The following is a 12,021-nucleotide window of genomic DNA, read 5'->3' on the forward strand; positions in this document are numbered from 1 at the left end:
TGACGAATAAATATGCGTTGTCGCAATGATCGCTGATCCCGCGCCGATCCGAAAAAAGGCCGGAGCCAATGCCCCGGCAAGTCGCTCTGTCATGGAGGGGGTTAGGGCTTGATCAGTCCGTCGCTGAAAAGGCGTTGGCCGGCACTTCGTCGTCCTTCAGCATGATGAGGCCGGCCGGCTGCAGCGCATGACGGCGCGCGCTGAACTCGCGGCCGTGACCGCGGGCAAGGTGGGCGGGACGAGGCATCGGCGTGGCGACGGGAGCCACGAGCCTCGGCGCCGGCGCCAGCGTCGGTTCGCTCGGGGCAATGAAATCTGCGGCGTCCTGTTGGGCGAGGGCAGGGCCGGCCAGCCCCAGGGGCGCGAGCAGCGCGATCGTCAGAACAAGCCGTCTCATCACGATCTCCATCGCGAAAGACCGGAGACGGGAGGGACACGCCAGGTCCGGAATGCTTGTCGGGGCGCGCCGTCGGGAGGTGTCCACCGCCGCGCCTCCCGAACGTGGGAGCCGGCGTGATCACATGCCAATCACGACCATGCGAGAGGCGGCCACGGGCCTTCACATCATCGAGAGACGCGCGAATGCACTTGTTGTCACGCGTCGCGCTCGGGCATGCGGATCGTGTCGATCAGTGCCCTCAGCACGGTCGGCACGTGGCGATGGCCGGGATAGTAGAGATAGAGGCCGTCGAAATCCGGGCACCAGTCTTCGACCAGCCGCACCAGCTGGCCGGTTTCGAGAAACGGCCGGATCCGCTCCTCGGCGGTATAGACCAGCCCAAGCCCGTCGACCGCCGTGCGTACGCCGATCTCCGGATCGTCCGTGATCAGCCGGCCGGTGACGCCGACCTCGCCGACCGGATCGACGAAGCGCCAGGGAAACGGCTTGCGGTCGTGCGTGCTGCGCAGGCGAATGCAGTCGTGCCGGGCAAGATCCTCCGGCCGTTCCGGCCTGCCGGCGACGGCGAGATAGGACGGCGCCCCGGCCACCGCGACCCTGAACGGTCCGACGACGCGCGTCGCCACCATGTCGGCCGCCACCCACATGCGCGGGGCGATGCCGGCATCGAGGCCCTCGGCGACGATGTCGGACATGCGGGGGTCGGTCGCAAGCTCGACACGCACGTCCGGGTAGGTCGCCATGAAGCGTTTCCACACCGGCCCGAGCGTCATGGCGGCAAACTGCGAGACATGCAGCCGCAACAGGCCGAGCGGCCGGCCGCGATGTTCGTCGAGATCCTTCAGCGCCTCGCCGATTTCGTCGAAAGCCGGACGCAGCCGCTGCAGCAGTTGCAGGCCGGCATCGGTCAGCGCCACCTTGCGGGTTGTGCGATTGAACAGGCGCACGCCGAGCCGCTCTTCCATCTGGCGCAGCGTATGGCTCAGCGCCGACGCGGTGACGCCCATCCGCTCGGCAGCGCCGCGAAAGCTGAGATGCTCGGCAATTGCCAGGAACACTGTCAGGTCGGATATCTCGCTGCGATCCATTGCTGAATGCTACTCAACAGTCCATCAAAATCAAAGCTATTCCTAAGTCGGCTCCGCAGGCCAAATCTGTGGGCGGCGCAACATGGAACCGCCCTTCCTGTTCTTGCGCTCGGCCCGCGAACCACAAAGCTCCGCCGCCGCGCCGTTCGCGGGCCATTTCCCTCTCGTTCCCTCTCGCCCGGTTGAGGATTCAGGCCGTGTCGGACGCAGCCCCCAGCACTGTTGCCCAAGAGGCCGTCACCAGGGCCGCCGGTGCGGGTGGAGGCGGTTCCAGCCATCCGGCGGAGCTGCCGGCGCGGGCGCGCGATCCCGAGCCCGACGCGCTGCCGGCAGGGCCCGAAGCGCCGCTGGCGCCCGGTCCGGCCGAGCCGATCGGCGACAAGGGCGTCTCGGCCGCCACCGCAGCGGCGGCGGCCGAGAGGTCGAGAAAACGCAAGCGGCTGCTGCTCTTCGCCCTCGTGCCGGTGGCGCTCGTCGTCGGCGCCTATGCCTATGTCACCGGCGGCCAGGTGATGTCGACGGACAATGCCTATGTCCAGTCGGCCATGCTGGCCGTTTCGACCGATGTCTCCGGTATCGTGCGCACCATCGCCGTACACGAAAACCAGAAGGTGGCCGCGGGCGACGTTCTGTTCCAGCTGGACGACCAGCCGTTCCGCCTGGCGCTGGCCGGCGCCGAGGCACAGATCGGCATCGTCACCAACGACCTGACCGCGCTGAAGGCGAGCTATCACGACATGCAGGAGCAGATCCGCCAGGCCGAGGTGGATATCGCCTTCTACCAGCGCGAATATCAGCGCCAGCAGACGCTCGCCAACAGCAATTTCGCCTCGCAGGCGGCCCTCGATGCCGCGCGGCACAATCTCGATTCGGCGCGGCAGAAGAAGGCTTCGCTGACCCAGCAGCTCGCCGGCATCGTGGCCAATCTCAACGGCGACCCCGACGCGCCGGTCGAGCGCCATCCCCGCTATCGGGCGGCCGTCGCGACGCGCGACGAGGCGGCCCGCCAGCTCGCCCACACGACCGTGAAGGCATCGTTCGACGGCGTCGTCACCAATGTGCCCTCGCTCCAGGTCGGCCAATATCTGCCAGCCTCGACGCCGGCCTTCAGCCTGGTCGCGAGCGATCATGTCTGGGTGCAGGCATCGCCGAAGGAAACCGAACTGACCTATGTTCGCCCCGGCCAGCCGGTCAGCGTGTCCGTCGACACCTATCCGGGTGTCGTCTGGCGCGGCGCGGTGGAGAGCATCAGCCCGGCCTCGGCCGCGAGCTTCTCGCTGCTGCCGGCCCAGAACACATCGGGCAACTGGGTCAAGGTCGTCCAGCGGATCCCGATGCGCGTGCGCCTCGACACGCCCTCGGACAAGCCGCCGCTGCGGGTGGGCATGAGCGTGGTCGTGGATGTCGATACCGGCCATGCCCGCGGCGTGCCCGAACCGGTGGCGCGCCTCTTCGGGCTGGAACCGCCGCGCCATGACTGAGGCCCGGACCGCGCCGGTGCCAAAGGTCGCCAACCGGGCCGCGATCACCGCGTGCCTCATTCTGTCCGTCGTCATGCAGGCACTGGACACGACCATCGCCAATGTCGCCATGCCCTATATCCAGGGCAGCGTTTCGGCGAGCGCCGACCAGATCAACTGGGTGCTGACCTCCTACATCGTGGCGGCTGCGATCATGACGCCGCCGTCCGGATTCCTGGCCGGCCGCTTCGGCCGCAAGCGCATCCTGATGATTTCGGTCGCCGGCTTCGTCGTGGCCTCGGTGCTCTGCGGCATCGCGCAGTCGCTCGCCCAGATCGTCGGCTTCCGCCTGCTCCAGGGCTTCTTCGGCGCGGCGCTCGTGCCGCTCTCCCAGTCGATCCTGCTCGACATCTACGAGCCGCGGGAGCGCGGTTCGGCGATGGCCCTGTTCGGCGTGTCGATCATGGTCGGCCCGGTGCTCGGCCCGGTCGTCGGCGGCTGGCTCACCGACAACCTCAGCTGGCGCTGGGTCTTCTACATCAATGTCCCGATCGGCATCCTGGCTCTGGCGGGCGTTTCCGCCTTCGTCAGCGAGACGCCGCGGGACGGCGCGGCCAAGCTCGACTGGCTGGGCTTCGGCGCGCTCAGCGTCGCGATCGCGGCCTTGCAGGTGGCGCTCGACCGCGGCGAGCAGCTCAACTGGTTCGGCTCGCTGGAAATCATCCTGGAGATGGTGATCGCCGGCGTCGCTTTTTACGTTTTTCTCGTCCACATCTTCACCGCCGACAAGCCCTTCGTCGATCCGCGGCTGTTCCGCGACCGCAATTTCGCGGTCGGCATCCTCTTCATCTTCATCGTCGGCATCACCTATCTCGCCTCGCTCGCGCTGATGACGCCCTATCTGCAGACGCTGATGGGCTATCCGGTGGTCACGGCGGGGCTCGTCATGGGACCGCGCGGGATCGGCACCATGGTCTGCATGCTGGTCGTCGGCCGGCTGGTCGGCAAGGTCGATACCCGCCTGCTGCTCGCCATCGGCTTCGGTATCAGCGCCTATGCCATGTACGACATGACCGGGTGGACCCCGGCGGTGTCGCAATGGACCATCATCTCCACCGGCTTCATCCAGGGCGCAGGCCTCGGCTTCCTGTTCGTGCCGCTGACCACGGTCACCTTCGCCACCCTGCCGGCGGCGCGGCGCGGCGAGGGGACGGGTCTCTACAATCTCTCGCGCAATGTCGGATCGAGCGTCGGCATTTCCGTCGTCAGCGCATTGCTGGTCTCCAACGGCCAGGTCAACCACGCCGAGATCGCCGCCCATGTCACCCCGTACAACCGGTTGTTCGAGGCCCCGGCGGTCGCCCAGGCCTTGAGCCCCTATACGGCCGTCGGACGCGCCGCGCTCGACGGGCTGGTCACCATGCAGGCGAGCATCATCTCCTATGTCAACGACTTCAAGCTGCTGATGATCCTCTGTCTCGCCGCGCTGCCGCTCGTCCTGCTGCTGCGTTCCGCCGGGCCGCCTGCCGCCGGCGAGCCGGTCGTCGTGGATTGACGGAACGCGCCGTCGCCCCTCAGCGCCGGGCCTCGCGGACCGCGCGCGTCAGGGCCGGTGGCGGCGGCCGAACCAGGGTGAGCAGCGCGCCCTGCACGCGATCTCGGCCGTCCGACTTGGCCTGGTAGAGGGCGGCGTCGGCGGCCTCGATCAGGTTGCGCCAATGCTCGCCGCCGCGGCTGCCGCAGGCGACGCCGAAGCTGGCCGTCACCTGCAGCCGCTTGCCGCCGTCGAGAACGAAGACATGTTGCGCCAGGTCCTGGCGGATGCGGCCGGCGAGCGAGAGGGCTGCATTGATATCCTTTTCCGGCACCAGGATCGCGATCTCCTCGCCGCCGAAGCGGGCCACGAGGTCGCCCTGGCGCAGGCTCGCGCGCACCAGTGTCGCGACCTCCGTCAGCACCTGATCGCCGACCAGATGACCATGCCGGTCGTTGATCGCCTTGAAGTGGTCGACATCCATGAGGATGAGGCAGATGTCGCGCGCAAGGCCCTGGTAGGGCGTATCGGTCTCGCCGATCCGCTCCAGCGCGCCGCGGTTGAGCAGGCCGGTCAGGGCATCGGTGTCGGCCAGCAGCTTCAGCTGCTCCATCAGCACGGCCCGCTCGCGCAGCCGGCCGTCGAGACTGCCGATCGCGTCGAACAGGCGGCTCATTTCCTTCGAGCCCGTGCCTGTCGCGGGCCGTGCGACGCGGCGATTGTCGGCGAGCGCGATGACCATGTCGCGGGCCTGCAGCAGCGGCCTGAAGACGAAGCGCTGCGCCGAGATGAGCAGGCCGGCGAGGATCACCAGAATGGCGAGGGCGAGCGCGACGGCGGCGCCGAGCGTGTGCAGCGCGCGCTCGCGGTCGGCGGCGACCCGTGCGACCGTCAGGTCGAGAAAGGCCCGCCGCAGGTCCTCCAGCGGCTGCAGGGTGGGCACGAACCGATTGGTCAGCTCGGCGGGCGTCATCGTGTAGTCGCCGGCGCCGCGGCCTTCGCGGACCACGTCCTCGAGCATCGTCAGGCCGTCGCCGAAAAACTGCAGCTCGGTCTGGCGCCAGAGATCGGCGAGACGCTGGTCGCCGGCAATGGTGTGGTCCTGGCGGCCGACCAGTTGCCACAGCTCGACCAGGCGGCCGCGCGTCTCGCTGTAGGCGATGAGGTTGTTGAGCGCGAGCGGCCGCCGTGCGGCGATCGGCGCCATGATCTGCGATGCGATCCGTCCGCCATATTCCCTGAGATCGCCCAGCATCTGGCCGGTGATGACCGGGGAGGCGAGGCGCGCGTCGCGTGCGACCAGCCGGGCGATCTTCCAGCGGATCGCCGGCTGCAGCCGGTCGACGGCATCGAACATGGCTTCGATGACGCGCTGCAGATCGGCGACGTCGCGGCTCGCCAGCGGCTGGCTGCTGATGCGGTCGACCTCGGCGCGTGCGTTCAGCAACTGCCGCCGCACGGGCTCGATCATGGCCTGCGGCGCATGTTCGGGGGCTGTCGGCCCGGGATGTTCGGTCAGCCGGGCGAGAGCCTCGTCGCTCGCGGCACGAAAGCGTGCGAGACGCTGGCGTGCCGGACTGTCGGCGGCCGGCTCCTCGCCGAGCACGCTGTTGGTCGGCCCGCGCTCGGCCGAGATCCGGTTGGCCGCCTCCAGGAGATCGCCGTAGTCGGAGATTTCATGGAGGTTGAAGCGTGCCGTGGTGAAATCATCGTAGCTGCGTGCCAGCAGCACCGTCGCCAGGATCAGCGTGCAGATCGTGATGATTCCGGCGCCGACCCACAGTTTGCGATTGAGGCTGTGGTCCGGTTGGCCTTGATCGCGACCGTCGTTGCCAAAGGTTTTACCCTGCAATGAATCAACGGCTTTCACAATAATGTTTCGTTGTTGCGAAGACATGTTGCGCTCGTGGCGGCGGCCAAAAAGATAAACTTGCAGCTGTGGTAAAATAGCTTCGTGTTTGTTTGCGATCCGCTGTAATGAGTTCGCGGTATATATGTACCGCTTACATCCCGAAAAAATCGTGAAGATCTTGCCTGGCTATTGATCGACCCCACACTGCGGCAATGTGAGAGGCGCCGAAATGATGGTATCTCGCTCACGCAGAGGTAACGTCTCTCGGCCAAACTGGCCAGAGTGGTATGCCGTTGGGGCATTCGGTGCAACCTTGCGCGCCGGGATGGCCCCGAGGCGCGCCATCCGGATCATTGCCTCTTGTGATGGCTTCGGTAACGGCGGACAACCCGCACAATGAACGAGAAGATCGAGCAGGGGCAGTTCGCGGCCGGCGCGCTCGCGCAGGACGGCGGCCTGCTGCTTCGGATCATCGACAAGGCGGGCATCGCCATGGCGCTGCTCGGGCAGGGCGGCCGCCTGTGCTTTGCCAATCCGGCCTTCGACCGGCTCTTCGGCGGCCCGATGGCCGGCCGCAGCCTTGGCGCCATCGTTCATCCCGAGGACCGTGCCCGAGCCCCGAGCGAGGATCTGGCCGAAGATCAGGTGGAGCGGCGCTACCTGCGCTCCGACGGCACGGCCTTCCGCGGCCTGACCAGCATCGCGCCGCTGGAGCCGGCATCCGGGACGCCGGTCCGGGCCGTGCTGCAGATCGTCGACATCGATGCCCGCAAGGGGCTCGAAATGCCGCTCGCGCAGAACGAATGGCGCCTGAACCACGTCCTGCTCGGCGCAAGGCAGGGCATCTGGGACGCCGACCTGGCCGGCGGCCGCATCTGGGTGTCGCCGCAGATCCAGGCCATGCTCGGCCTCGCCGGCGACCAATGCGACGTCAGCGAAGCCGAATGGGCCGAGCGCATTCATCCGGACGACCGTGCGGCCGTTCTCGCCATGGCTGGAGAGGCCATTGCCGGGCGCTCCGCTGGCATGGACTCGACCTATCGCGTGCGGCACGCCGATGGTCGCTGGATCTGGATCCTGTCGCGCGGCGAGGCGGTCGCCGACCTGCAATCCGGCAGGCCGGTCCGGCTCGTCGGGACGATCACCAACGTCAGCGACGAGCGGGACATGGCCGAGCGCCTCGCCGCGGTCTCGGAGCGGCTGGACGTCGCGCTCGAGGCCAGCGGCATCGGCCTGTTCGATGTCGATTTCGAGGCCAGCCGCCTGCGCTGGGATGCGCGGACCTACGAGCTGCACGGCACGACGCCGGAGAGTTTCAGCGGCGCGCTGCACGAGCTGCTCCAGATCCTGCATCCGGAGGACGCGGCGCGGCTGGTGCGGATGCGCGACGATGTTTCCCGCGGCGGCCGGCTGCGCGAGCGTGTCGACTATCGGGTCATCGATCGCCACGGCGCCGTCACCAGGCATGTCAGCGCCTCGTTCCGGCTGAGCCGCGCCGGCGACGGCAGGCTGCTGCGGGCACTGGGCGCCTGCTGGGACATCACCGCGGATGTCGAGCGCGAGCGCCGTTCGCGCGACACGCTGGCACTGCTCGAGGCCGTCATGAGCGGCACGCCGGACCTCGTCTATGTCAAGGATCTCGCCGGCCGCTATCTCATCGTCAACGGCGCGGCCGAACGGGTCATGGGCCGTCCCCATGTGGTCGGCCTCGACGATACCCAGATCTTTCCGCCCGGCACCGCCGCCGCCATCCGGGCGAATGACCGCAGGGTCACCGCCGCCGGCAGGCCGCTGACCATCGAGGAGGCGGCCGTCGTCGACGGCGTGCTGCGTCATTATTCCTCGACCAAGGCGCCGCGCCGCGGCCCTGACGGCGAGGTCACCGGCCTGATCGGCATTTCGCGCGACATCACCGAGATGAAGGCCGCGGAAGCGGCGCTCCGGCGCAGCGAATTGCGCTGGCAGTTCGCTCTCGACGGCTCGGGCGACGGCATCTGGGACTGGAATCCCGGCAGCGGCGAGGTCTTCTACTCCAGGCGATGGAAGGCGATGCTCGGCTACGAGGAGCACGAGATCGGCTCCGCCGTCGGCGAATGGTCCGACCGGGTCCATCCGGAGGACCTGCCCGCCTGCTGGCAGGCGATCGAGGAGCATTTCCGCGGCGCGACGGCCGACTTCTCCATCGAGCACCGGATGCGCGCCAAGGACGGATCGTGGCGCTGGATCCATGACCGCGGCCGCATCATCGAGCGCGGACCGGACGGCAAGCCTTCGCGGGTGATCGGCACCCATACCGACATAACCAGCCGCAAGGAGAGCGAAAGCGCGCTGCTGGCGCTGAACCAGCGGCTGCAGCTCGCGCTCGAGGCGGCCGGCGCGGGCATTTTCGAATTCGACTTCGCGAGCCGGCGCTGCGCCTGGGACGAGCGGATGCACGAGCTGCACGGCGTCGAGCCCGGGGCCTTTGACGGCCGGCGGAGCACCTGGCTCGGCTACATCCATGCCGAGGACCTGCCCTATGTGCAGCGCGTCTATGACGCGGCGCTGAAGGAAAGCGATCTCTTCAGCATGGATGTGCGGGTCCGCCGGCAGAGCACGGGCGAGCTGCGTCACATCCGTTCGCTGGCCCGCATCATTCGCGACGCGTCCGGAGCTGTGGTGCGGGCGGTCGGCATCAACTGGGACATTACCGACCACCAGGAGCTCGCCGAGGCGCTGTTCGAGGAGAAGGAGCGCCTCAGGATCACCCTGCATTCGATCGGCGATTCCGTCATTTCCACCGATGCGGAGGCGCGCATCACGTTCATGAACCCGGTCGCCGAGGAGATGACCGGCTGGACCGCTGCCGAGGCGGCGGGGCGGCCGCTCGGCGAGGTCTTCCGGATCATCGACGAGAAGAGCGGCGAGCCGATCGCCGACCCCGTGGAGACTTGCCTGCGGCAGCTGCGGCCGTTCTACCTGAACGATGGCGCCGTGCTGCTGGCGCGCGACGGCGAGCGGCGCAGCATTCGCGATTCGGCGGCGCCCGTCCGCACCGTGGCGGGCGAGGTGATCGGGGCCGTGCTCGTCTTCCAGGATGTGACCAAGGCGCGCTCGCTGCAGCAGGCGCTGGAATATTCCGCCAATCACGACGGCCTGACCGGCCTGCCCAACCGGTCCGCCTTCGAGCGCGCGTTGCGGGAGGCCGGCGAGGCGGCCCGCCGCGGCGGCGTCGAGCACGTGCTCTGCTTCATCGATCTCGACCGCTTCAAGATCGTCAATGACAGTGCCGGGCACGCCGCCGGCGACGCGCTGCTGCGCGAGGTCGCCAACCTGCTGCGGCGGCTCTGCCGGCCCGACGATCTGCCGGCCCGTCTCGGCGGCGACGAATTCGCGCTGCTGCTGCGTGGCTGCACGCTGGCCGAAGGCGAGACGATCGGCCAGCAGTTCATCGACAGCGTGGCCGGGCTGCGCTTCACCTGGGACGATCGCAGCTACCAGATCGGCGCGAGCCTGGGCCTTACCCGGATCGGCGCCGGTGCGACCCGGCCCGACGAATTGATGACCGAAGCCGACATCGCCTGCTACACGGCGAAGTCGTCGGGCCGCAACCGGCTGGCGGTCTATGGCGGTGCCGGCAGCGCGGCCGGCCGCAACCACCGCGAGATGCAGGTGGCGGCCGGCATCCGCAATGCCATCGAGACCCACCGCTTCCGCCTCTTCGCCCAGGAGGTGCACAGTTTCGACGCGGCGAACGGCGCCCCGCGCCATTTCGAGGTGCTGCTGCGCATGGTCGACGACATGGGCAACATCGCCGCGCCGGCGGACTTCATTCCCGCCTCCGAGCGCTACGACCTGATGGGCAATATCGACCGCTGGGTCATCCGCTCGGTGTTTCAGAACTACGGCGCCCGTCTGCGCGCGGCGGCCGGTACGACGCTCGCCATCAACCTCTCGGCCAATTCGCTCAACGACCCCTTCCTGTGGCCGTTCCTCCAGGAACAGTTCGCTGCATCGGGCGTGCCACCCGCGCTCATCGATTTCGAGATCACCGAGACCGCGGTCATCAACAATCTCTCCGCCGCCCAGCAGTTCCTGTCGAAGGCGCGCGCGGCCGGCAGCGGCGTCATCCTCGACGATTTCGGCACGGGGCTGTCGTCCTTTACCTACCTCCGGCAATTCCCGGTCAACGGCCTGAAGATCGACGGCGGCTTCATCCGGCAGATGCACGACAGCGAGATCGACCGGGCTATCGTCGAATCGATCAACGCCATCGGCCACCGCCTCGGCGCGGTGACGGTGGCCGAGCAGGTCGAGGACGTCGCCACGCTCGATCTGGTGCGCGCCATGGGCATCGACCGAGCTCAGGGTTTCGTCATTGGCCATCCGAAGGCGCTCGACAGCGTGCTGTGAGGGTTCGGGCCTGTCGCGCGCCGCAGGCTGCGGCCACGCGCTAGCGGAACAGCGCTTTCGGGATGGTCGCGTGGACGCCCCAATTGCCGTCGGCGACCTGGGTCACGCCGAAATCGACGGCGATCGACATGAGCGTCGTGGCCTCGTCCTCGTCGAGGCCGCGCGCGTCCATCAGGAACCGGCGCGTCAGGCGGAAGGCCGAGCGCAGGGCCCGGTTCAGCGAGGAGCGTTGATAGACCTCCGCCTGGGCGTCGCGGCCGAGATCCCTGAGATAGTCGGGATAGCTGAAGCCGTGGAGCACGAACTCGTCGGGCGTCTCCAGGAGCGGCCCGGTGAGTCCGCGCAGGAAACCCTTGGTCGGGCTGCCCTTCTTGTGCAGCTCGAAGCGGAAGGTGCCGGTCATCGAGCACTCGAGCGCGGTCCCGTCGATCTCTCCGTCGCCCTGGGCGAGGTGACCGTCGCCCACCGAGAACAGTGCGCCGGGAACGGAAACCGGCAGATAGAGTGTCGCCCCCTTGCCGGCCCGCCAATTGTCGAGATTGCCGCCGAAATTGCCGGGAGGAATGGAATCGACGAGGCCGGTCTCCCGCGGCGCGACCGACATGCAGCCGAAATGCGGGCGCAGCGGCACCTTGATGCCGCGCATGACGTCGAGGTTCTTGACGAGGCTGGAATGATCGACGGGAATGCCGGGATAGTCGATCGTGTCGTGGCGAATGCCCGAAGGGTCGATCTGTGGCACCCAGCGATAGGAATAGAGCGCCCGGGCCGCATCGCCCGACGGCTCGACCTCGAAGATCGTGACCACCTCGCGCCGGTCCGCCTTGTCGAGAAAATCGGAATATTGATAGCCCCACCAGGTCGACGCGTTGCTGGCGAAGCATCGGCCGAAATGGTCCGGATTGGCGCTCGGCCGGGGCTTGATGTCGAGGATCTGCACCTCCAGGACGTCGCCGGGCTCGGCGCCCTCGATATGGACGGGACCGGTCAGGATATGCACGCCGAAGCCTTCGCCGGCCCCCCGGCCGAAGATCGAGGCATCGAGCGGCCCGGCGCCGCGGCGGTTCACCTTTTTCAGGTCCGGCGTCCAGTGGAACACGCTTTCCGCGCCCGGATCGCCCTTGATCATCCGCTCGCAATCGTCGGAAGCGTGCTGCGTCAGCGTTTCGATCATCACCTCGGCGCCCGGGGCGACATGCAGCACCGGCGGCAGGCTGCGGCTGAGATAGCCCCAATGCACGGTGTCGGCGCCGACGGCGACGTGATGGCGCGCTTCCGGTCGCGGCGGGCCGTGC

7 protein-coding genes are annotated in these 12,021 nt (G+C 68.0%); 3 read left to right on the plus strand and 4 right to left on the minus strand.

Going from position 1 to position 12,021, the window contains the following annotated elements:
• Window positions 1-112: 112 nt before the first annotated feature.
• The gene (locus OZ671_RS31070; protein WP_268864289.1) at window positions 113-409 is read right to left on the minus strand and encodes a hypothetical protein; all 297 of its coding nucleotides are present in this window, start codon (window positions 407-409) and stop codon (window positions 113-115) included.
• Window positions 410-594: 185 nt separating this feature from the next.
• The gene (locus OZ671_RS31075; RefSeq protein ID WP_268864290.1) at window positions 595-1,488 is read right to left on the minus strand and encodes a LysR family transcriptional regulator; all 894 of its coding nucleotides are present in this window, start codon (window positions 1,486-1,488) and stop codon (window positions 595-597) included.
• Between the two features lie 287 nt (window positions 1,489-1,775).
• Here OZ671_RS31075 and OZ671_RS31080 point away from each other — a divergent pair, with 287 nt between their 5' ends.
• Entirely contained in the window at window positions 1,776-2,969 is a 1,194-nt protein-coding gene (locus OZ671_RS31080; protein WP_442957150.1) for an HlyD family secretion protein, read from the plus strand.
• On the plus strand, window positions 2,962-4,503 hold the full coding sequence (locus OZ671_RS31085; RefSeq protein WP_268864292.1) for a DHA2 family efflux MFS transporter permease subunit: 1,542 nt from the start codon (window positions 2,962-2,964) through the stop codon (window positions 4,501-4,503). Before OZ671_RS31080 ends, OZ671_RS31085 begins: the two co-directional genes overlap by 8 nt.
• A gap of 19 nt (window positions 4,504-4,522) precedes the next feature.
• On the opposite strand, the gene OZ671_RS31090 is transcribed toward OZ671_RS31085, so the two are convergent.
• A complete protein-coding gene (locus tag OZ671_RS31090; protein WP_268864293.1) occupies window positions 4,523-6,352 on the minus strand; it encodes a GGDEF domain-containing protein in 1,830 nt (609 codons plus the stop codon).
• A 378-nt stretch (window positions 6,353-6,730) separates the two neighbouring features.
• Here OZ671_RS31090 and OZ671_RS31095 point away from each other — a divergent pair, with 378 nt between their 5' ends.
• Window positions 6,731-10,726, plus strand: coding sequence for a PAS domain-containing protein (locus OZ671_RS31095; RefSeq protein WP_268864294.1), 3,996 nt, complete (start codon window positions 6,731-6,733; stop codon window positions 10,724-10,726).
• 40 nt (window positions 10,727-10,766) lie between these two features.
• Here OZ671_RS31095 and OZ671_RS31100 read toward each other — a convergent pair.
• The coding region (locus OZ671_RS31100; RefSeq protein ID WP_268864295.1) for an acetamidase/formamidase family protein at window positions 10,767-12,021 on the minus strand (1,255 nt) is incomplete at its 5' end.

This window comes from Phreatobacter sp. AB_2022a (assembly GCF_026847585.1).
In the GTDB taxonomy this organism is placed as follows: domain Bacteria; phylum Pseudomonadota; class Alphaproteobacteria; order Rhizobiales; family Phreatobacteraceae; genus Phreatobacter.